Here is a 19,295-nt window from a genome sequence, read left to right on the forward strand (position 1 = left end):
CTCAGGGTGTCCGCGCCCTGGTTCGACGAGATTCGGCGGTGAGAGTTCCTGGCTCCCGGGGGTTCTTCCCCGGTGACAGTGGCGGGACCGCGCCGGATTCGCACCGGCTTCCTCTCCTGCCGCCGTACATGGCCCGGGCAGTCCACCACGGGCCCGGAACGGCCGTCAACTTGCCGTTGACCTGCACGGGGAGAGTGTGCCGATCCCCACATCGCGGGGCACGTGGGGCCGCCCGGCATGGCAAAGGCTCCCCTGCGTCATGGACGCAGGGGAGCCTTTGCCGGTGCCGTTCTGTCAGCTCTTGGAGACGATCAGGAAGATGCCGTACGCCACCGCCGCCGCGCAGGCCGCGAAGCAGACGTAGGCGCCGGTGACGGCGAGGGCGGCGGAGTCGCCCTGGGCCGCGGCCTGTTCGCGCCGGGTCAGGCCCCTGATGCCGAGGGTGAACAGGACCACGAGGCCCACCGTGAACACGAGGCTGACGCCGAAGACGGAGCCGATGGCCGACCAGTCGATCTTCATGGGGATGCTTCCTTGGTAACCGAGGGGGCCGGGGTCAGACGGTGGTGGCCGGGGGAGCGACCGAGGCGACGGGGGCCGTGGGCTCCGTGCCGGCCGGGGCGGGGATCGTGGCGGTCAGATCCTCGCCGATCGTCCCCGAGGGGGGCGGGGCCACCGCGGCGATGGCGGTGGTCACCACACCGGCGGGCACCTCGGTCTCCTCGACGACGTTGGTGTGGTCGACGACCTCGCGGCGGGACATCTTCCAGATCGCGGCGCTCGACGTGACCAGGAAGACGGCGACCACGGCGGTGCCCCAGTCGCCGAGGTCCGTGACGGACTCGGCGCCCGCGCCGACCAGCGCGGCGGCCGGGAGCGTGAGGATCCAGGCGACCAGCATGCGGGTCGCGGTGGACCAGCGGACCACCCCGCCCTTGCGGCCGACGCCGGTGCCCATCACCGCACCGGAGACGACGTGCGTGGTGGAGAGGGAGAAGCCCAGGTGGGAGGAGGCCAGGATGGCGGTCGCGGCGCTGGTCTGGGCGGCGAAGCCCTGGCGCGGCTCCAGGTCGGTCAGGCCCGTGCCCATGGTGCGGATGATGCGCCAGCCGCCGATGTAGGTGCCGAGCGCGATGGCCAGGCCGGCGGAGAGGATCACCCAGGTGGGAGGGTTCGAGCCGGGGGCGATGGCGCCGCCCGCGATCAGTGCGAGGGTGATGATGCCCATCGTCTTCTGGGCGTCGTTGGTGCCGTGGGCCAGGGAGACCAGACCGGCGGAGGCGATCTGGCCGACGCGGTAGCCCTTGCGGGAGGCCTCGCTCTCGGCCTTGCCCTCGGTCCTGCTGTCGACGCCGTACGACAGCCGGGTGGAGATCATGGCCGCGATGCCCGCGACGATCGGCGCGGCGACCGCCGGGAGCAGCACCTTGGTCACCAGCACGTCGCCGTGCACGGCACCGAAGCCGGCCGAGGCGATCGTGGCGCCGATCAGACCGCCCATCAGAGCGTGCGAGGAACTGGACGGGAGGCCCACCAGCCAGGTCACCAGGTTCCAGAGGATCGCGCCGACCAGGGCGGCGAAGATGACCTCGGGCCGGATGCCCTTCTCGTCGACGAGTCCCTTGGAGATCGTGTTCGCGACCTCCACGGACAGAAAAGCGCCGACCAGGTTCAGGCCGGCGGACATGGCAACTGCGATCTTGGGCTTCAGGGCGCCTGTCGAGATGGTGGTGGCCATCGCGTTGGCGGTGTCGTGGAAACCGTTCGTGAAATCAAACGCGAGTGCGGTTACCACCACAATCGCGAGGATCAGCGAGAAGCTTTCCATTTACCCAGGCAATCGTTCGAGGTCATTGGCTGGACGAACGTAGGCAACCTGGATGAACGGAAGGTGAACTGGGGCGGGCTTGGTGGTGTCCGGGGCGGGCGGATGGGATTCCGTTTGTCTCCGGGCGCCGCCCGCGCCCCGGGCGCCCCATGGCTGTCAGCCGTGCGCGAAGGTCCGCAGCCGGCCGGTCGAACCGTTGAAGAGATCCTGGTCACCCGGCAGAGCGCCGTCGGTGGCGTGCTGCCAGAACGTCCAGTACTGCCAGCCGCCCGGCAGCGGCCCCGGTCCCGAGGTGTCGTGTCCGGCGATCCACAGCGGGTTGCTGGCGGAGAACGCGCCGCTGTTGCCGGTGCACAGCTTCCACCACTGGGTGGTGGTGTAGATCACCGGGCGGCGCCCGGTCTCGTTGCGCACCTCGTCGCTGAAGGACCGGATCCAGCGGACCATCTGCTTCTTCGTCAGCCCGTAGCACTTGCGCTTCTTGCTGTACGGGTTGTACTCGATGTCGAGCGCGGGCGGCAGGGTCCAGCCGTCCGCCTGCCAGCCGCCGCCGTGCCGCACGAAGTACCGGGCCTGTGCCGTGCCCGAGGAACTGTCCGGCAGTGCGAAGTGGTAGGCGCCCCGGACCAGGCCGGCGGCACGGGAGCCGTTGTACTGCTCGGCGAAGTAGGGGTTGCGGTAGCTCGTCGCCTCGGTCGCCTTGACGTAGGCGAAGCGCGCGCCGTTGTTCCGGGCCGCCTGCCAGCCGACGTGCTTCTGGTGCGAGGAGACGTCGTGCCCCCGGGGCAGGCCCGAGGCCGCGGCCGGGGGGCCGGCTGCGGGCACCGCGAGGGCGAGTGCCGCCGTGACCGCGGCGAGGGCACCGGCGCGGCGACGGAGAAGGGTGCGTACACGGGCCATGTGTCTCCCCGGGTCGGCGGATGGTGTGGCGTCCGGCGAACAAGAGGGCTCATTCAAGGCCTGGCGAGCGTCGAAGTGTGACTGTTTCTCGGCGATTCGAGACAGGTTCCGCCCATTGGGGGTAGGTGATGGTGATCGCGGACGCCTTTCGGGTGACCTGTGCGCCCCGGAAGCGACCACGTCCGGGCCGCACGGCTGGCAGGATCACGGCATGGCTGAGCAGCGGCGGGACGCGGAACTGGAACGTACGTGGACGGAGCTGGTCGTCACAGCGCGGCGGACTGTAGCCGACGGGCTGGTGGTCGGCACCTCGGGCAACGTCTCGGCCCGCGTCGGGGACCGCGTGCTGGTGACCCCGTCGGGCGTCCCCTACGACCGGCTCACCCCGGACGACCTCACCTGCGTCGACCTCGCCGGCCGCCGGGTGCTCGGCACCCTGGTGCCGACCAGCGAGCTGCCCCTGCACCTCGCCGTCTACCGCACGACCGACGCCCGCGCCATCGTCCACACCCACGCCGTGCACGCCACCGCGGTCTCCACGCTCGTCCCCGAACTCCCGCCCGTCCACTACATGACCGGCGCCCTCGGCGGTCCGGTCCGGGTCGCCCCCTACGCCACCTACGGCACCGACGAGCTGGCCGCGAACATGCTCCGCGCCCTCGCCGGCCGCTCCGGCTGCCTCCTCCAGAACCACGGCACGATCACCTACGGCGCCACCCTCGGCCAGGCCTACGACCGCACCGCCCAACTGGAATGGATGTGCCGCCTGTGGCTGACGGCGTCCAGCGTGCCGGGCCTGACGCCGTCCCTGCTGACCGAGGCCCAACTGGCCGAGGCCGCCGAGAAGTTGCGGGGGTACGGCCAGCGGCCGTGAACACGGGACGCGCGCCGCCCGCACCGCCCTCGGCTCCGCTCACCTCGATCAGCCCCGCGTCCCCGTGCCTCCGCTCACCTTGATCCGTTCCCACCGCGCCCGGCCGCGACGGCGGCGCCCGACGGCCCCGGCCCGCGCTCCCACGGCTCTGCACCCCCACCGTCGCCCCGCCCGCCCCGCCTCTCCACTGGCCGGTGACCGCGACGCCTACCACACTGGACAGGTGCGTCCCGTCAAAGCGACCGCCACGGCAGTCACCGCGGTCCTGGCGGCCGGTGCGGCGTCCGTCGCCGCCGGCCGGTACGCCAGCGACGCCGCGCTGAAGGCGCCCGCGGGCCGGCCGCTGCCCACCGAACCCCGCCTGACCGTGCACGGTACGGCCGCCGGCCGGATCACACTGACCCGCGCCCTCGCCTCCCTGCGTCCCGGCACCTACGGCCTCGCCGGCGACGGCTCCCACGCGGTCGTCGGCCCCGTCCTGGCGGGGGCGGAGCACAGCGCCGACACCGTCGTACGCCGCCTGGAGCGCGTCACGCACGGCACCCTCGCCGCCGGCGACGCGGTGTGGCTCACCCCGAACCTGTACGTCGGCAATCCGGGCGACGCCCTCGGCCTCGACCACGCCGACATCGACGTACCCGGCGAACTCGGCAACCTGCCCGCCTGGTTCGTACCCGCGGCCCGGGACACCTGGGTGATCGCCGTGCACGGCCTCGGCGCCACCCGGGAACAGGCCATGAACCTCATGGGCCCCCTGCACTCCCGCCGCGTGCCCGTCCTCGCCCTCGCCTACCGCGGCGACCTCGGTGCCCCGCGTCCGCCGGACGGCCTGAACCACCTCGGCGAGACCGAGTGGCGGGACGTGGACGCGGCGATCCGCTACGCCGTCCGCTACGGCGCCCGCCGCGTCGTGCTGCTCGGCTGGTCCACCGGCGCCACCATGGCCCTGCGCGCCGCAGAACACTCCCCGGTACGCGAGCGCGTCGTCGGGCTGGTCCTCGACTCGCCGGTGCTGAGCTGGGAGGCCACGCTGCGCGCCCTCGCCCGGGCCCGGCACACCCCGCCGCCCCTGCTGCCGCTCGCCGTACGCGCCGCCCAGGGCCGCACCGGCCTGTACGCCGACCGGGCCGCCGAGCCCACCGACCCCGACCTGCTCACCGTACCGACCCTGGTCTTCCACGGCCCGGACGACCAGGTGGCCCCCTGGGAGTACTCCCGCCGCCTCGCCGCCCGCCGCCCGGACCTCGTCGCCCTGCACACCGTGGCCCGGGCCCCGCACGCGGCGATGTGGAACGCCGGCCCGCAGGAATACCAGGAACGGCTGCGCCGGTTCATGACCCCGCTGGTGTGAGCGGGGACCCGGCTGTCCGGCATGCACCGAAAGCCCCGGTGCCAGACATTCCGTTTAAGGTCGTACGACTGGCCTGATCCCCCCTCCTCGGCCCGCGCCGGACCCCGTGCGTTGGCCAGCCCCGTCGCCCGCCGTGACATTCCGTTTGGGTTTTCGGACCGTCAACCGGAAGACTGCACCCGTGACGTCCCGTATCCCGCGCGACTCCAGGCTTCGACTCGTCCGACCGCGACCCCTGGCCGCCGCCCCCAGAGCCGTGAACCAGCGGCGCCCGCAGCGCCCCGCACCCCGGCCGCCGGAGGGCACCCCCGCCCCCGCCGAACTGGCCAGAATGGCGCGCACCGGCCTCGCGGGCGCGGTCCGCGTCGCCCGCTGGGCCGACACCGCTCTCGGCTCCGGCAGCCCCGGCGCCACCGCCGACGGCAAGGCCACCCTCTCCGACCCGACGGCCGCGCGCGCCGCCGCCGATCTCGGCCTGAACGCCGCCCAGGTCCGCGCCGACTGGGACACCGCCCGCCTCGCCGGACTCGTCGAGGTGCACGGCGACAGCGCGCGGCCCGGCTGGCGGCTGCGCGCCTGGGACCGCGACGACAGCGCCGTGCTGCGCGGCTGGGTCGCCCTCTTCGACGCCTGGTCGCTGGCCTCTCCGGAGCCCGAGGAGCACGAGCCGGCCGCCGTCGCCGAGGTCGTCTCGGCCATGCCCCAGGTGCTCTCCTTCCTCCAGCTGTCCGCCGGGCCCGTCCCGCGCGTGCAGCTGCTCGACCTGCTCCAGCAGCGGGTCACCGAACTGCGCACCGAGCGCTGCGAGGTCTCCTACGAGCCCGGCACCGAGCTGCCCGCGCAGACCGACGCCGAGCCCGCCGCCGACACCCCGCTGCCCCCGCTCCTCGACTGGGCGCTGGGGGCCCTCGGCGCCGTCGGCGCCCTGACCTACGGCGACGACCAGGCCACCCTCACCCCGCTGGGAAGCTGGGCGGTGTGGGTCAAGCTGGAGCAGATCTGCGTGGCCGCGCAGAGCCCCGCCGGCAACATCGAGCAGTCCGCCGAGGACATGCTCCGCGGCTGCGCCCAGCTCCGCCCGAACGCGGCCCGCGCCGAGTACCGGGCCTGGCTCGCCGCGCGGCCCGTCGGCGGCGCCGTCACCGAGCTGATCGGCGCCGCGCGCGGCGAGGACGCCCTGCTGCGCGGCCTGGCCTTCGAGGCGCTGCGCGTCGTGGGCGGCTCCGCCGAGCCCGACGTGCACGCGGTCGTGGACGAGCCGGCCCTGCGGCCGTACGCCCTGCTGTGGCTCGCCGAGCACGACGGGGTCGACCCGGAGGACGCCCACGAGGTCCTCACCCGTGAGGAGGCGACGTGGCTGTGGGTCGACACCGCTGCCGCCGTCGCCGACCACGGGGAGGCGCCGATGCTGGTCCGGCATCTGGAATCCGCGGTGCAGCCCACCGTCCCCCAGCTGCTCGACGAGGTCCGCGCCGTCGGTCACCCGCGTACCGTGCAGGTCCTCGTCGCGCTCGCCGCCGCCCACCCCGACCCGGCCCTGGCCAAGGCCGTGCGCCGGGCCGCGTTCCAGGTGCACACCGGCGGCTGAGCCCTCGCCCCGGTCGCCTCCGACGTCTCAGACGCCGATCTCGGGGGCGTACGTCCCGAAGCTCCAGATGTTGCCTTCGAGGTCCCGCGCCATGTAGTCCCGTGCGCCGTAGTCCTGGTCCGTCGGGGGCACCAGGATCTCCACGCCGTGCTCCAGGGCCCGCTGGTGGTGGGCGTCCACGTCGTCCACGACGACGTACACCCCGGCGGGCCCCGCGTCCTTCATCGCCGCGTCGAAACGGCCGCCCCGGTCCTTGGAGCCGAGCATGACCGCGCCGTGGCCCTGGACCAGCTCGGCGTGCATCACCTTGCCGCCCTCGGTCTCGTACACCGACAGCTCCGTGAAGCCCAGCGCCTCCGTCAGCTGTCTGATCGCCGCCTTCGCGTCCGCGTACAGCAGCGAGGGATAGATGCTCGGCCGTCCACCACCCATGTCCGCCATGCCGATCACTCCTTGGTACGCCCAGGTACGCCTTCGTACGCCGGTTCCGTGGCGTTCTGCCCAGTCTCGCAGCCACCACTGACAGCGCTGCCCGAACGCGCGGACGCAGAAAAACCGCTTGCACCGTCCCGTTAGACTTGTCCTATGGCCATTCTCCTCGCGCAATAGACGGCGCGAACGCCCTCAGCCGTCCGCCCGCCCCTTCTTTACGCCCTGGAGTATGTCCGTGATCTCCGCCTCCGGTATCGAGCTGCGCGCCGGTGCGCGCGTCCTCATCGAGAACGCCACCTTCCGTGTCGCCAAGGGCGACCGCATCGGCCTCGTCGGCCGCAACGGCGCCGGCAAGACGACCCTCACCAAGTGCCTCGCCGGCGAGGGCATCCCGGCCGGCGGCCAGATCGCCCGCTCCGGCGAGGTCGGCTACCTCCCGCAGGACCCCCGCACCGGCGACCTCGACGTCCTCGCCCGGGACCGGATCCTGTCCGCGCGCGGACTCGACGTGCTGATCCGCAAGATGCGCGAGAACGAACAGCGCATCGCGAACGGCCAGGGCGCCACCCGTGAGAAAGCGCTCAAGCAGTACGAGCGCCAGGAGACCGAGTTCCTCACCAAGGGCGGGTACGCCGCGGAGGCCGAGGCCGCCACCATCGCCGCCGCGCTCAACCTGCCCGACCGTGTCCTCGGCCAGCCCCTGCACACGCTCTCCGGTGGTCAGCGCCGCCGTATCGAGCTGGCCCGGATCCTGTTCTCGGACGCGGACACCCTGCTCCTCGACGAGCCGACCAACCACCTCGACGCGGACTCGATCATCTGGCTGCGGGACTACCTGAAGACCTACCGCGGCGGCTTCATCGTGATCAGCCACGACGTCGACCTGGTTGAGACGGTCGTCAACAAGGTGTTCTACCTGGACGCCAACCGCGCCCAGATCGACGTCTACAACATGGGCTGGAAGCTCTACCAGCAGCAGCGCGAGGCCGACGAGAAGCGCCGCAAGCGCGAGCGCGCCAACGCCGAGAAGAAGGCCGCCGCGCTCAACGCGCAGGCCGACAAGATGCGCGCCAAGGCCACCAAGACGGTCGCCGCGCAGAACATGGCCCGCCGGGCCGACAAGCTGCTCTCCGGCCTGGAGGCGGTCCGCCAGTCCGACAAGGTCGCCAAGCTCCGCTTCCCGGAGCCCGCGCCCTGCGGCAGGACCCCGCTGATGGCCGAGGGCCTGTCGAAGTCGTACGGCTCGCTGGAGATCTTCACCGACGTCGACCTCGCCATCGACAAGGGCTCCCGGGTCGTCATCCTCGGCCTCAACGGCGCCGGCAAGACCACCCTGCTGCGCCTGCTCGGCGGGGTCGAGACGCCCGACACCGGCGAGGTCGTCCCCGGCCACGGCCTCAAGCTCGGCTACTACGCGCAGGAGCACGAGACCCTGGACCCCGAGCGCACGGTCCTGGAGAACATGCGCTCCTCCGCCCCCGACATGGACCTGGTCGAGGTCCGCAAGGTGCTCGGCTCGTTCCTGTTCTCCGGCGACGACGTCGACAAGCCGGCCGGCGTCCTGTCCGGCGGCGAGAAGACCCGGCTCGCCCTGGCGACCCTGGTGGTCTCCTCGGCGAACGTGCTCCTGCTCGACGAGCCGACCAACAACCTCGACCCGGCGAGCCGCGAGGAGATCCTCGGCGCGCTGCGCACCTACAAGGGCGCGGTCGTCCTCGTCACGCACGACGAGGGCGCCGTCGAGGCGCTCCAGCCGGAGCGGATCATCCTGCTCCCGGACGGCGTCGAGGACCTGTGGGGCTCCGACTACGCGGACCTCGTCGCCCTGGCGTGATCCACTGCGGATGGATCATTCGGCTCATCGGTGATCCATCATCTGTGTGAGATCTCCTCGTATCGGGGTGTGTCGTACACGGATTTTCCGGCCGATCCCTTCATCGCCAAGGGGTCGGCCGTTTCGCGTCGCTGACCTGGCACTTCGTGAATCCACCCGTTCGGTCGCACCGGCACCACCTCCTGGAACATCAAATTCCGCTTGTGGGGATCCGCTCCTGTCGTCACAACGATGTCCCACCGACCTTGCCGAATGGGTGGCCATAGCGCCCAGGAGGGGTGATCATGAGGAGACCAGAGCGCACTTCCCATGAGGAGGCACGGGTGGCCGAGACTCTGAAGAAGGGCAGCCGGGTGACCGGCGCCGCGCGCGACAAGCTCGCGGCAGACCTGAAGAAGAAGTACGACTCCGGTGCGAGCATCCGGGCGCTGGCCGAGGAGACCGGCCGCTCGTATGGCTTCGTACACCGGATGCTCAGCGAGTCGGGCGTCACGCTTCGTGGGCGTGGCGGAGCGACCCGGGGCAAGAAGGCCGCATCGTCCTGACTCCGGGCGGCCCATCGGCTTCGATGGTGGCCACCCGGTCGGCGGTCTGACCGGCCGGGTGGTTACTGTGCAGTCACTTAAGTGTGCCCAGCACAGCTGGCATGCCTGACCGACCGCACCCATCGGAGGCGCCCCATGGCTTCGCCCGACCAGGACCTCGCTCCTGTACTCGACAAGGACGGCGTACGGCTCACCGTCGACGACGCGCTCGCCACGGTGACGCTGACCAACCCGGCCAAGCGCAACGCGCAGAGCCCCGCCCTGTGGCGGGCGCTCACCGAGGCCGGCCGGTCGCTGCCGGGCTCCGTCCGTGTCGTCGTGCTGCGTGGCGAGGGCATGTCCTTCTCCGCGGGGCTGGACCGACAGATGTTCACCCCGGAGGGGATCCCGGGCGAGCCGACCTTCATCGATCTCGCGCGTCGTGACGACGCCGGGCTCGACGCGAGCATCGCCGAGTTCCAGGAGGCGTTCACCTGGTGGCGGCGTAACGACCTCGTGTCCATCGCCGCCGTCCAGGGACATGCCATCGGGGCCGGCTTCCAACTCGCGCTCGCGTGCGACCTGCGGGTCGTCGCGGACGACGTGCAGTTCGCCATGCGCGAGACCAGCCTCGGCCTCGTACCCGACCTGACCGGCACGCACCCGCTGGTCGGTCTCGTCGGGTACGCCCGCGCGCTGGAGATCTGCGCCACCGGACGGTTCGTCGGCGCCGAGGAGTCGGTGGCGTCCGGGCTGGCCAACCTCGCCGTGCCCGCCGACCAACTGGACGCGGCCGCGCGGGACTTGGCCGCGGCGCTGGTGGCCGCTCCGCGGGACGCGGTCGTGGAGACCAAGGCGTTGCTGCGCGGTGCCACGGACCGTACCTATGACGAGCAGCGGGCCGCCGAGCGGGCCGCTCAGGCACGCCGCCTCCGGGACCTGGCCGGCCTCGGCGAATAGCGGCCGAAGGAGGCGAAAACACCCGGGCCGGGGACGGCGGTGCGGGCACGCCGGTCAGCCGACCGCCGTGATCGACACCGTCACCGTCGGCCTGTCCTCCAGCGCCTCCCGTACTGCCGTGCGGACCCGCCGGGCCACGTCGACGGCCCGGTGATCCGCGCCGGCCGTCAGCTCCACGCGCGCGTGCCGGTGCGCCAGGGCCGGCGTACCGGTCGTGCGCTCCTCCAGGCGGACCCCGCGCCCGAGGGACGCGGCCAGCCCCGTCACCCCCGGGACCGACAGCACGGCCGCGGCCGTCCGGGCCTCGTCCGGATCCGTGGGCTGCCCGGCCGCCGCCGGCCGGGGCGGACGTACCTCCCGGGGCGGCTCCGCCGCCTCCAGCAGATCGGTCACCCGCAGGTCCACTTCCCGCACCAGCAGGCCGAGTCCGTCCGTCGCGGCCGTGGCCAGGGCCTGCCGCAGCCGGGCCGCCACCGCCGGCAGCGGTTCGGCGGCCGTCGCCGCGAAGTCCGCCGTCACCCGCAGCGGGCCCGGCGGCAGCGCGCCCGGCGGAGGCGGTACGACGGGTTCGTGCGTCTCCTGCGGATCGGCGAGCCCGATGCGCAGCGCGCCCAGCCGCACTCCGGGCACCCCCTCCGCCGCCGCACGCTCCAGCACGGCCGCGGCCGCCCCCTCCGCGATCCACGCGCCGTCGCGCACCCCGCCGAGCGGCAGCAGCCTGCCCGGCCCCACCGTCCGTGTCCACCGGTCCGCCGTCATTCCACCAGCCTGCCGTATCCCCGGTGTGCGGGCGGGGAACCATGCGTACGGTGGTCGGGAGGCGACGACCGAAAGGGACGTACGGCGATGACCGACATGACGACGACCCCCGAGGGCGATCACGAGGGCGATCAGTGGGAGCGGCTGTCGACCCGCAAGGCCACCCGGCGCGGCGGCGGCGACCCGGCGGGCCGGGGCCGGACGACCATCGCCGACGGCGTCGTGGAGAAGATCGCCGGGCTCGCGGCCCGGGACGTGGTCGGCGTGCACACCATGGGCAGCGGCCTGGCCCGCACCTTCGGCGCCGTGCGCGACCGGGTGCCGGGCGGCTCCAAGTCGGTGACGCGGGGCGTCAAGGCCGAGGTCGGCGAGGTGCAGACCGCGCTCGACCTGGAGATCGTCGTGGACTACGGCGTCTCGATCGCCGACGTCGCCCGCGCGGTGCGCGAGAACGTGATCGCCGCCGTGGAGCGCATGACGAGCCTTGAGGTCGTGGAGGTCAACATCGCCGTCAGCGACGTGAAGCTGCCCGAGGAAGAGGACGAGGAGCCCGAGCCCCGGATCCAGTGATCCGGCCGCACGGCCCCGGACCCCGCACGCTGACGAGCTGAGGAGCGCTGCATGAGCATGGCCCTGGCCGGCATGATCGCCGGAATGGCGCTGGGATTCGCCGGGTACTTCGGCGGGTTCGGTGCCTTTCTGCTGGTGGCGGCGTTGGGTGCGATCGGGTTCGTCGCCGGCCGGTTCGCCGAGGGCGACCTGGAGCTGGGCGACTTCTTCCGCACTCGTGACGACCGGCGCGACCGGCGGCGGTGACGGGCGGTGAGCGCCGAGACCGGCGTGCCGCGCCCGCGCCCGGCCCTCGCACCGCGGGGTGAGCGCGGCGCCCTGCGGATCGCCGACCGGGTCGTGGCGAAGATCGCCGCGCAGGCGGCCCGCGAGGCACTGCCACCTCCGCCCGCCGGCGCCGCCGCCCCGCACGCCACCGTCGTCCGCCACGACGACGCGGCCCGCATCCAGGTGCACCTCGAACTCGCCTACCCCTGCGACATCGGCGCCCACAGCGCGGCCGTGCGTCGCCATGTCGCCCAGCGGGTAAGCGCGTTGGTGGACATGGAGGTGACCGAGGTCGGCGTCCGGATCGAGCGGCTGCATCCGGCACCGGCACCCGGCACGGTCCCCGGGAGGGCGTGATGAGCGAGCCACCGACGAGCACCCCGACCCTCGACAAACCCCCGCCCGCCGCCTCGCCCGCACCCCGGGGCAGCCGGCGCTTCTGGTCACCGCGCCGTGTCCCGGCCGCCGTCGTCGCCGTCCTGCTCGTGGCCGGCGCCTGCCTGCTGCTCTACGACGTCGCCGCCGTCCGTGCCCACCGCCCGGCGATGCACTGGCGCCGCGCCCTGGCCCGGCAGCTGGCCGAGCGGCAACTGGACGACACCTGGGTGCTGGTGGGCGCGGGCGTCGCCGCCGCCCTCGGCCTGTGGCTGATCGTCCTCGCGGTCACGCCCGGCCGGCGCGGCCTGCTGCCGATGCGGCGTCCCCACCCCGACGTGCGCGCCGCGCTCCGGCGCGAGGCCGCGGCGCTGCTGCTGCGCGACCGGGCCCTGGGCGTGTCCGGGGTCCGCTCGGTACGGGTACGGATGCGCCGGCGCACGGCCGACGTCCGCGCCGTCTCGCACTTCCGCGACCTGGACGACGTCCGCGCCGACCTCTCCCTCACGCTCGGCGAGTCGATCCGGGGCCTCGGCCTGGACCGGCCGCCCACGCTGTCGCTGCGGGTGGCCCGGCCCGGACGGAAGGGGTGACGACGATGCGCGCGGGCGGCCTCAACCGTGTCGTGCTGGGCCTGGCCGGCCTGTTCCTGCTCGTGCTCGGCGGCTCGGCGCTGGCCGTCGGCCTGGGCGCGCCGGTGCCCTCCTGGTGGCCGCACGCCGGCCCGCACGACGTGCTGCTGAGCCGGGCCGAGCGCACCCGCTGGCGGCACACCGACTGGTGGTGGCCGACTGTCCTCGCCGGCCTGGCCGTTCTGCTGCTGCTCGCCCTGTGGTGGCTGACCACGGTCCTGCGCCGCCGCCGGCCGGCCGAGATCGTCGTCGACACCGGCGACGGCGGGTACGCGCTCCTCCAGGGCAGGGCCCTGGAGGCGGCGCTCGCCGAGGAGGCCGTGCGGCAGGACGGCGTGGCCCACGCCGAGGCCGTCCTGTGTGGCCGCCGTACGGCACCCACGGCGCGGATCTGGCTCCAACTGGAGCCGCACACGGACCCGTCGACGGCGCTGACCGCCTTCACGACCGGGGCACTGGCGCACGCCCGCGACTCGGCCCGGCTGGCGTCCCTCCCGGCGGAGGTACGCCTGCGGGCGGTCAAACACCCTGCCGAGAGGGTCACTTGACGGTCAGAACCCGTGCCGCATGCCGCCGTCCACCGGCAGCATGATCCCCGTCAGATAGGAAGCCGCCGGCGACAGCAGGAACGCCGCGGCCTTCCCGAACTCCTCCGGCGTCCCGTACCGGCGCAGCGGGATCCGCGACTCGTTGGCGGCCCGGGTGGCCTCGGGGTCGGCGGACAGACCGTCCAGCTCGCGCACACGGTCCGTGTCGATGCGCGACGGCAGCAGACCGAGCACTCGGATCCCGCGCGGCCCGAGCTCGTCCGCGAGGGACTTGGCGAACCCGGCGAGACCGGGCCGCAGCCCGTTGGAGATGGTCAGCGCGGGGATCGGCTCGTACACCGACGCGGACAGCACGAAGCCGATGACCCCGCCCGGCTCCAGCTCGGCCGCCGCCGCGCGCGCGAGCCGCACCGCGCCGAGGAACACCGACTCGAACGCGCCGCGCCACTGCTCGTCGGTGTTGTCCGCGACGAACCCCGGCGGCGGACCGCCCACGCTCACCAGCACGCCGTGGAAGCCCCCGAAGTGCTCACGGGCGGCCGCGATCAGCTGCTCGGGAGCACGCTCGGCGGAGTTGTCCACGGCCACGCCCAGCGCGTTCGGGCCCAGTTCGGCGGCGGCGTCGGCGACCCGCTTCTCGTCCCGGCCGCTGATCACGACCTTCGCGCCGTCGGCGACGAGTTCCCGCGCGGCGGCGTTGCCCAGCCCGCGCGTCGCCCCGGTGACGATGTACACCCGGTTGTTCAGTCCAAGATCCATGCGCTCTATCCTGCCTGTTCGTCGCCGAACAGGGTGAGGGCGGTGTTCACCAGGGCGATGTGGCTGAAGGCCTGCGGGAAGTTGCCCACCTGGCCGCCCAGCGCCGGGTCGTACTCCTCCGCCAGCAGCCCCACGTCGTTGACCAGCGCGACCAGCCGCTCGAAGAGTTCCTTGGCCTCGTCCGTCCGGCCCGTCATGTGCAGAGCGTCCGCGAGCCAGAACGAGCAGGCGAGGAAGGCTCCCTCGCCGCCCGGCATGCCGTCCACGCCGACGGCGTCCGTGTCGTAACGGCGTACGAAGCCGCCGTGGCCGAGGTCCTCGCGGATCGCGTCGACCGTGCCGATCACCCGCGGATCGTCGGGCGGCAGGAAGCCGACCCGGGGGATCAGCAGCAGGGCGGCGTCCAGTTCGCGCGAGCCGTAGTACTGGGTGAAGGTCCCGCGCCGGGAGTCGTAGCCCTGCTCGCACACCTCCCGGTGCACCTCGTCGCGCATCGCCCGCCAGCCGTCCGCGTCGCCCTCCAGCTCCGGGTGCTCCTCCAGAGTCCGTACGGCGCGGTCGGCGGCCACCCACACCATCACCTTCGAGTGCACGAACTGGCGCCGCCCGCCGCGCACCTCCCACAGGCCTTCGTCGGGCTGGCGCCACGCCGACCGGAGGAACGTCATCAGCGCCCGCTGGAACGCCCACATGTGCGGCTTGGTGGACAGCCCCGTGGCGCGGGCCAGGTACAGCGAGTCCATGACCTCGCCGTACACGTCCAGCTGGAGCTGGTCGACGGCGCCGTTGCCGACGCGCACGGGCGCGGAGTCGGCGAAGCCGGGCAGCCAGGCCAGCTCCCACTCCGGCAGCCGGCGCTCGCCGGCCAGCCCGTACATGATCTGCAGGTCCACCGGATCGCCCGCGACCGCGCGCAGCAGCCAGTCGCGCCAGGCCTCGGCCTCCTTGTGGTAGCCGGCGGTGAGCAGGGCGCCGAGGGTGAGGGTGGAGTCGCGCAGCCAGCAGTAGCGGTAGTCCCAGTTGCGCACCCCGCCCGGTTCCTCGGGCAGCGAGGTGGTGGCCGCGGCGACGATGCCGCCCGTCGGGGCGTAGGTGAGCGCCTTGAGCGTGATCAGGGACCGTACGACCGCGTCCCGGTACGGCCCGCCGTAGCGGCAGCGGGCGGACCAGCGCCGCCAGTCGCTGACGCTGGCGCTCAGCGCCTTGTAGGGGTCGACGAGCGGGGGCCGCGGCTCGTGCGAGGGGTGCCAGGTCAGCACGAACGCGAACCGTTCGCCCTCGGCCACGGTGAACTCGGAGTGGGTGCCGAGGTCTTCGCCCCACATCTCCACGTCGGGCTCGGTGCGCAGCCACACCGAGTCCGGTCCCGCGACGGCGACCCGGTGGCCGTCGGCGCGGCGCATCCACGGCACGATCGATCCGTAGTCGAAGCGCAGCCGGAGGGTGCTGCGGACGGTGACGCGCCCGCTGACCCCCTCCACGATCCGTACGACGTCGGGGGCGCGGTCGCGCTGCGGCATCAGGTCGGTGATCCGCACGGTGCCCTCGGCGGTCTCCCACTCGGTGTCGAGGACGAGGGTGCCGGTCCGGTAGGCGCGCCGGGTGCAGACCCGGGCCCCCTTGGGCGCGAGCCGCCAGTACCCGTGGTCCTCGTCGCCCAGCAGCTTCGCGAAGCAGGCCCCGGAGTCGAAGCGGGGCAGACACAGCCAGTCGATCGAGCCGTCCCTGCCGACCAGGGCCGCGGTCTGCTCGTCACCGATGAGGGCGTAGTCCTCGATGCGCGCGTTCACGGGATGCGGGTTCCCGGCGGACCCGGGGGCCAACCAGGCGGGTGCGCCGGGGGAGTGACGCGCGAAGTGACGGGGGTGACGTGCTCCCGAGCGCCGGGGTCACACGGCGGCCGGCGCCGTCTCCTCGGGCGTGTCCTGCGCGGTCTCGGCCGCCGCGGCGGCCGCCCGGTCGCGGATCTCACGCCGGACCAGGGACCACCAGCCGAACGGGACGGCCGCGGCGAACAGCCACCACTGGATCATGTACGCGTAGTTCAGCGGGGCGTCCTCGGTGCCCGGGTCGGAGATCTGCTCCGGGGAGTCGGTCTGGGGCCCGGTCTGCTCGACGTAACCGCCGAGCACCCGGGCGCCGAGCCGGTGCGCCTCCTGCTCGCTGTTGATCAGCATGATCTGCCGGTCGGGCAGGCCCTGGATGTTCTTGATGCCGCTCGCCGCGGTCGTCTCGTCGGCCATCAGCCGCCCGGTGATCGTGGTCCTGCCGGCCGGCGGGGCGGGGATCTTCGGGAAGGCGGTCTGGGCGCCGTTCGCGGGGATCCAGCCGCGGTTGACGAGCAGCACCTTGCCGTCGGTCAGGACGAACGGGGTGAGCACGTGGAAGCCGACCTCGTCGTCGGAGTTGGTCCGGCGCCGGACCACTTCCTCGCGGGCGGTGTCGAAGGTGCCCGTCGCGGTGACCGTGCGGTACTTCTCGGTGCGGGTCACGGCGTGCCCGGGGGTGGAGAGCCGCTCGACCGGGACCGGCTCGGCGTGCAGCGCGGAGGAGACCAGGTTGTTCCGCGCGGTGCGCTCCTCGTACCGGTGCTGCTGCCAGAAGCCGAGCCGGATCATCGTCGGGATCAGGGCGATCGAGACGAGCGTGAGGATGACCCACTGGACGGACAGGAGGAAGCGGTAGCGACGCACCCCACGACGGTACCCCCGCGCCGTGGGGTGGGTTCAGCCGGGGCGGGTCAGACCCGGTCCACGACTCCCGTCCGGCCGTCCTGCCGGGCGCAGTGGGCGCCGCAGTACCACTTGCTCTCCGCCTCCACCCCCTGCCCGATGATCTGCACCCGGCAGTGCTCGCAGATCGGGGCCATGCGGTGGATCGCGCAGGAGAAGCAGTCGAAGACGTGCACCGCGCCCTGGGCGTGGACCTCGAAGGTCATTCCGTAGTCATTGCCGCAAACTTCACATTTCGCCATGCGCCACAGGGTGGGCCGTCGCCGGGGGCCGGGCGAGCGGCCGCCGGGTGAGTCTCCCGTCAATCACCCGTTCGTACGGTCACCCGTCCGCCGGTCGCCGATCGGCCCGTACGGTCACTCGTCGGCGGGTTCGACATCGCGCAGCAGCTGTCCGAAGGCGGCCTCGTCCACCACCGGTGTGCCGAACTGGCGGGCCTTGACCACTTTCGACGTGCCCGAGTCGGGGTCGTTGGTCACCAGCAGGCTGGTCAGCCGGGAGATGCTGGACGCCACGTGCAGCCCGGCCTCGGTCGCCCGGTCCTCCAGCAGCTCGCGCTCGGTCGAGGTGTCCCCGGAGAACGCCACCCGCATGCCCTGTCTGAGGTGTTTGCCGTCTTCGTACCGGCCGGGGTTGGGGTAGGGGCAGGCGGGCCGCTTGCGCGACGGGCGCCAACTGCTCGGCCGGTAGCCGCCGAAACCGCCGGAGGGCTGGCGGGGCACCGGGCGGTCCGACCACTCCGTCAGCGGCCGGCACTCCAGCAGCGGCAGCCGTACCTCGCCCGCCGCGGCGGCCGCGAGGCTCGGCCGGAACGCCTCCGCCAGCACGCGCGCGTCGTCCAGCGCGTGGTGCGCTCGCTGCTGCACGACGCCGTAGTGCGCCGCCAGCGACTCCAGCTTGAAGTTGGGCAGCGGCAGCCCCAGCTCCTTCGACAGCGCGATGGTGCACAGCCGCTGACGCACCGGCGCCTCGCGCTGCGCGCGCGCGTACTCCCGCGCGATCATCTGCCAGTCGAAGACGGCGTTGTGCGCCACGAGCACCCGGCCGTCCAGCCGGGCGGCGAACTCCTCCGCGATGTCCGCGAAGAGCGGGGCGCCTTCGAGTGTCTCGCTCGTCAGACCGTGTATCCACACCGGTCCCGGATCGCGCTCCGGGTTGACCAGCGTGTACCAGTGATCCTCGACCTCGCCGCGCTCGTCCAGCCGGTAGACGGCCGCGGAGATGATCCGGTCGTCCCGGGCCAGGCCGGTGGTCTCCACGTCAACGACCGCGTATCCCTTCGGATACGCGGCCGGCCACTGGGTGGGGGAGGACACTGCGGTCGCACGGTCTTCGAGCATGGTCATTGAGGATACGGGCCGGGACTGACACCGCGGTCCCACAGGTCCCGGTCCGTACCCGCGGGTGCCGCACGCGTGTACGCGCTTCGCCCACCCGCCCGCGACCGGAACCGGCAACGGCGGCGGGGGACTTGGGCGGGAAGCCGATGGCGTACCCGGCCCGATCCGCGCGGTGAGGGAGCGTCGGTGCGGCGCGAGCGGCCCCGGGAGTGCGATCCTCCCTGCTGTGACGGAACCAACGCACGACGAGGCACACGGGGGCGCGCTCGGGGCGAGACTGAACTGGCTGCGGGCCGCCGTGCTCGGCGCGAACGACGGCATCGTCTCCACCGCGGGCATCGTCGTCGGCGTGGCCGGCGCGACCCAGAGCCGGTCCGCCCTGCTCACCGCCGGACTCGCCGGGCTGCTCGCCGGGTCGATGTCCATGGCGGCCGGCGAGTACGTCTCCGTCTCCACCCAGCGGGACTCCGAGGTGGCCGCGCTGGCCGTGGAGAAACGCGAGCTGCGCGATCAGCCGGAGGCCGAACTGCGGGAGCTGACCGGCCTGTTGGAGGAGCGCGGGCTGACCCGTGACGTGGCCCGGGAGGCCGCGGAACAGCTCACCGCGCGGGACGCGCTGCGGGCGCACGCGCGCGTGGAGCTGGGCATCAACCCGGACGAGCTGACCAACCCCTGGCACGCGGCCTGGGCCAGCTTCACCGCCTTCACGGTGGGCGCGCTGCTGCCGCTGCTCGCCATCGTGCTGCCCCCGGCCGGCTGGCGGCTCCCCGTCACCGTCTGCTCCGTCCTGGCCGCGCTCGTCCTCACGGGCTGGGCCAGCGCCCGCCTCGGCGCGGCCCGCCCCGGGCGGGCGGTGCTGCGCAACGTGGTCGGCGGGGCCCTGGCGATGGGGGTCACCTACGCGGCCGGCAGCCTGCTGGGCGCGGCGGGCGTCTGACGGACGGGCCGGCCATGAGGGCCGTACGGGTGGCCCGGGTGCGACGGAGGGGCCGTAGGGGTGGCCGGGCGCCGGTCGGGGGCGC

General features: G+C 73.3%; 22 protein-coding genes and 1 riboswitch. Of the genes, 12 read left to right on the forward strand and 10 right to left on the reverse strand.

Annotation, left to right across the window (positions count from 1 at the left end):
- Nucleotides 1-19: 19 nt before the first annotated feature.
- Nucleotides 20-162, reverse strand: a riboswitch (cobalamin riboswitch).
- Nucleotides 163-294: 132 nt separating this feature from the next.
- The 3 genes from BIV25_RS05245 to BIV25_RS05255 all read right to left on the reverse strand — a co-directional run bounded on the left by BIV25_RS05245 (nucleotide 295) and on the right by BIV25_RS05255 (nucleotide 2,728).
- The gene (locus BIV25_RS05245; RefSeq protein ID WP_071370942.1) at nucleotides 295-522 is read right to left on the reverse strand and encodes a hypothetical protein; all 228 of its coding nucleotides are present in this window, start codon (nucleotides 520-522) and stop codon (nucleotides 295-297) included.
- A gap of 34 nt (nucleotides 523-556) precedes the next feature.
- The gene (locus BIV25_RS05250) at nucleotides 557-1,828 is read right to left on the reverse strand and encodes an inorganic phosphate transporter (RefSeq protein WP_071370943.1); all 1,272 of its coding nucleotides are present in this window, start codon (nucleotides 1,826-1,828) and stop codon (nucleotides 557-559) included.
- Nucleotides 1,829-1,984: 156 nt separating this feature from the next.
- A complete protein-coding gene (locus tag BIV25_RS05255) occupies nucleotides 1,985-2,728 on the reverse strand; it encodes a lysozyme (RefSeq protein ID WP_071370944.1) in 744 nt (247 codons plus the stop codon).
- A gap of 211 nt (nucleotides 2,729-2,939) precedes the next feature.
- On the opposite strand from BIV25_RS05255, the gene BIV25_RS05260 reads away from it, so the two are divergent.
- The 3 genes from BIV25_RS05260 (at nucleotide 2,940) to BIV25_RS05270 (ending at nucleotide 6,541) form a co-directional block, all read left to right on the forward strand.
- Nucleotides 2,940-3,602, forward strand: coding sequence for a class II aldolase/adducin family protein (locus BIV25_RS05260; RefSeq protein ID WP_071370945.1), 663 nt, complete (start codon nucleotides 2,940-2,942; stop codon nucleotides 3,600-3,602).
- A gap of 223 nt (nucleotides 3,603-3,825) precedes the next feature.
- Nucleotides 3,826-4,953 (forward strand): alpha/beta hydrolase, encoded by a 1,128-nt coding sequence (locus BIV25_RS05265; RefSeq protein WP_071370946.1) that lies wholly within the window; start codon nucleotides 3,826-3,828, stop codon nucleotides 4,951-4,953.
- Between the two features lie 181 nt (nucleotides 4,954-5,134).
- Nucleotides 5,135-6,541 carry a hypothetical protein gene (locus BIV25_RS05270; protein WP_177235158.1) on the forward strand — a complete coding sequence of 469 codons (1,407 nt, stop codon included), beginning with the start codon at nucleotides 5,135-5,137 and terminating at the stop codon, nucleotides 6,539-6,541.
- A 27-nt stretch (nucleotides 6,542-6,568) separates the two neighbouring features.
- On the opposite strand, the gene BIV25_RS05275 is transcribed toward BIV25_RS05270, so the two are convergent.
- Entirely contained in the window at nucleotides 6,569-6,982 is a 414-nt protein-coding gene (locus BIV25_RS05275; RefSeq protein ID WP_071370948.1) for a VOC family protein, read from the reverse strand.
- A gap of 226 nt (nucleotides 6,983-7,208) precedes the next feature.
- Between BIV25_RS05275 and abc-f the strand changes: the two genes are divergently transcribed.
- The 3 genes from abc-f (at nucleotide 7,209) to BIV25_RS05290 (ending at nucleotide 10,291) form a co-directional block, all read left to right on the forward strand.
- A complete protein-coding gene (abc-f, locus tag BIV25_RS05280; RefSeq protein ID WP_071370997.1) occupies nucleotides 7,209-8,807 on the forward strand; it encodes a ribosomal protection-like ABC-F family protein in 1,599 nt (532 codons plus the stop codon).
- 323 nt (nucleotides 8,808-9,130) lie between these two features.
- Entirely contained in the window at nucleotides 9,131-9,352 is a 222-nt protein-coding gene (locus tag BIV25_RS05285) for a helix-turn-helix domain-containing protein (protein WP_004002281.1), read from the forward strand.
- A gap of 135 nt (nucleotides 9,353-9,487) precedes the next feature.
- Nucleotides 9,488-10,291, forward strand: a complete 804-nt coding sequence (locus BIV25_RS05290; RefSeq protein WP_071370949.1) for an enoyl-CoA hydratase/isomerase family protein — start codon at nucleotides 9,488-9,490, stop codon at nucleotides 10,289-10,291.
- A 54-nt stretch (nucleotides 10,292-10,345) separates the two neighbouring features.
- Here the strand turns inward: BIV25_RS05290 and BIV25_RS05295 are convergent, their stop codons facing one another.
- Nucleotides 10,346-11,050 carry a nucleopolyhedrovirus P10 family protein gene (locus BIV25_RS05295; protein WP_071370950.1) on the reverse strand — a complete coding sequence of 235 codons (705 nt, stop codon included), beginning with the start codon at nucleotides 11,048-11,050 and terminating at the stop codon, nucleotides 10,346-10,348.
- Between the two features lie 87 nt (nucleotides 11,051-11,137).
- Between BIV25_RS05295 and BIV25_RS05300 the strand changes: the two genes are divergently transcribed.
- Genes BIV25_RS05300 through amaP form a run of 5 tightly spaced genes read left to right on the forward strand, consistent with a single transcriptional unit; the run spans nucleotide 11,138 to nucleotide 13,442 of the window.
- A complete protein-coding gene (locus BIV25_RS05300) occupies nucleotides 11,138-11,620 on the forward strand; it encodes an Asp23/Gls24 family envelope stress response protein (RefSeq protein ID WP_071370951.1) in 483 nt (160 codons plus the stop codon).
- 51 nt (nucleotides 11,621-11,671) lie between these two features.
- Complete coding sequence (locus BIV25_RS05305) at nucleotides 11,672-11,866, forward strand: hypothetical protein (RefSeq protein ID WP_071370952.1); 195 nt, start codon at nucleotides 11,672-11,674, stop codon at nucleotides 11,864-11,866.
- A 6-nt stretch (nucleotides 11,867-11,872) separates the two neighbouring features.
- Nucleotides 11,873-12,244, forward strand: coding sequence for an Asp23/Gls24 family envelope stress response protein (locus tag BIV25_RS05310; RefSeq protein ID WP_071370953.1), 372 nt, complete (start codon nucleotides 11,873-11,875; stop codon nucleotides 12,242-12,244).
- A complete protein-coding gene (locus BIV25_RS05315; RefSeq protein WP_071370954.1) occupies nucleotides 12,244-12,855 on the forward strand; it encodes a DUF6286 domain-containing protein in 612 nt (203 codons plus the stop codon). The genes BIV25_RS05310 and BIV25_RS05315 overlap by 1 nt, the downstream gene beginning before the upstream one ends.
- A gap of 5 nt (nucleotides 12,856-12,860) precedes the next feature.
- The gene (gene amaP, locus BIV25_RS05320; RefSeq protein WP_071370998.1) at nucleotides 12,861-13,442 is read left to right on the forward strand and encodes an alkaline shock response membrane anchor protein AmaP; all 582 of its coding nucleotides are present in this window, start codon (nucleotides 12,861-12,863) and stop codon (nucleotides 13,440-13,442) included.
- A 3-nt stretch (nucleotides 13,443-13,445) separates the two neighbouring features.
- Here the strand turns inward: amaP and BIV25_RS05325 are convergent, their stop codons facing one another.
- From BIV25_RS05325 to BIV25_RS05345, 5 genes are all read right to left on the reverse strand, one after another.
- Complete coding sequence (locus BIV25_RS05325) at nucleotides 13,446-14,201, reverse strand: SDR family oxidoreductase (protein WP_071370955.1); 756 nt, start codon at nucleotides 14,199-14,201, stop codon at nucleotides 13,446-13,448.
- A gap of 5 nt (nucleotides 14,202-14,206) precedes the next feature.
- Nucleotides 14,207-15,991: a glycoside hydrolase family 15 protein gene (locus tag BIV25_RS05330; RefSeq protein WP_071370956.1), complete on the reverse strand. Its 1,785-nt coding sequence runs from the start codon at nucleotides 15,989-15,991 to the stop codon at nucleotides 14,207-14,209.
- A gap of 99 nt (nucleotides 15,992-16,090) precedes the next feature.
- A complete protein-coding gene (locus tag BIV25_RS05335; RefSeq protein WP_071370957.1) occupies nucleotides 16,091-16,894 on the reverse strand; it encodes an SURF1 family protein in 804 nt (267 codons plus the stop codon).
- 47 nt (nucleotides 16,895-16,941) lie between these two features.
- Nucleotides 16,942-17,175: a hypothetical protein gene (locus tag BIV25_RS05340; protein WP_079176427.1), complete on the reverse strand. Its 234-nt coding sequence runs from the start codon at nucleotides 17,173-17,175 to the stop codon at nucleotides 16,942-16,944.
- Nucleotides 17,176-17,289: 114 nt separating this feature from the next.
- Nucleotides 17,290-18,273 (reverse strand): DEDDh family exonuclease, encoded by a 984-nt coding sequence (locus BIV25_RS05345; RefSeq protein ID WP_071370999.1) that lies wholly within the window; start codon nucleotides 18,271-18,273, stop codon nucleotides 17,290-17,292.
- A gap of 226 nt (nucleotides 18,274-18,499) precedes the next feature.
- Between BIV25_RS05345 and BIV25_RS05350 the strand changes: the two genes are divergently transcribed.
- Nucleotides 18,500-19,210 (forward strand): VIT family protein, encoded by a 711-nt coding sequence (locus tag BIV25_RS05350; RefSeq protein WP_071370959.1) that lies wholly within the window; start codon nucleotides 18,500-18,502, stop codon nucleotides 19,208-19,210.
- Nucleotides 19,211-19,295 lie beyond the last annotated feature (85 nt).

Origin of the sequence: Streptomyces sp. MUSC 14 (assembly GCF_001866675.1) — a bacterium.
Classification (GTDB): domain Bacteria; phylum Actinomycetota; class Actinomycetes; order Streptomycetales; family Streptomycetaceae; genus Streptomyces.

What these genes read in the sequence shown, in the direction of transcription:
- BIV25_RS05305 (WP_071370952.1), top strand. Translation starts at nt 11,672, where the DNA reads ATGAGCATGGCCCTGGCCGGCATGATCGCCGGAATGGCGCTGGGATTC.
- BIV25_RS05250 (WP_071370943.1), bottom strand. Translation starts at nt 1,828, where the DNA reads ATGGAAAGCTTCTCGCTGATCCTCGCGATTGTGGTGGTAACCGCACTC.
- BIV25_RS05325 (WP_071370955.1), bottom strand. Translation starts at nt 14,201, where the DNA reads ATGGATCTTGGACTGAACAACCGGGTGTACATCGTCACCGGGGCGACG.
- BIV25_RS05290 (WP_071370949.1), top strand. Translation starts at nt 9,488, where the DNA reads ATGGCTTCGCCCGACCAGGACCTCGCTCCTGTACTCGACAAGGACGGC.
- BIV25_RS05245 (WP_071370942.1), bottom strand. Translation starts at nt 522, where the DNA reads ATGAAGATCGACTGGTCGGCCATCGGCTCCGTCTTCGGCGTCAGCCTC.
- BIV25_RS05300 (WP_071370951.1), top strand. Translation starts at nt 11,138, where the DNA reads ATGACCGACATGACGACGACCCCCGAGGGCGATCACGAGGGCGATCAG.
- amaP (WP_071370998.1), top strand. Translation starts at nt 12,861, where the DNA reads ATGCGCGCGGGCGGCCTCAACCGTGTCGTGCTGGGCCTGGCCGGCCTG.
- BIV25_RS05275 (WP_071370948.1), bottom strand. Translation starts at nt 6,982, where the DNA reads ATGGCGGACATGGGTGGTGGACGGCCGAGCATCTATCCCTCGCTGCTG.
- BIV25_RS05315 (WP_071370954.1), top strand. Translation starts at nt 12,244, where the DNA reads ATGAGCGAGCCACCGACGAGCACCCCGACCCTCGACAAACCCCCGCCC.
- BIV25_RS05255 (WP_071370944.1), bottom strand. Translation starts at nt 2,728, where the DNA reads ATGGCCCGTGTACGCACCCTTCTCCGTCGCCGCGCCGGTGCCCTCGCC.
- BIV25_RS05340 (WP_079176427.1), bottom strand. Translation starts at nt 17,175, where the DNA reads ATGGCGAAATGTGAAGTTTGCGGCAATGACTACGGAATGACCTTCGAG.
- BIV25_RS05345 (WP_071370999.1), bottom strand. Translation starts at nt 18,273, where the DNA reads ATGCTCGAAGACCGTGCGACCGCAGTGTCCTCCCCCACCCAGTGGCCG.
- BIV25_RS05295 (WP_071370950.1), bottom strand. Translation starts at nt 11,050, where the DNA reads ATGACGGCGGACCGGTGGACACGGACGGTGGGGCCGGGCAGGCTGCTG.
- BIV25_RS05260 (WP_071370945.1), top strand. Translation starts at nt 2,940, where the DNA reads ATGGCTGAGCAGCGGCGGGACGCGGAACTGGAACGTACGTGGACGGAG.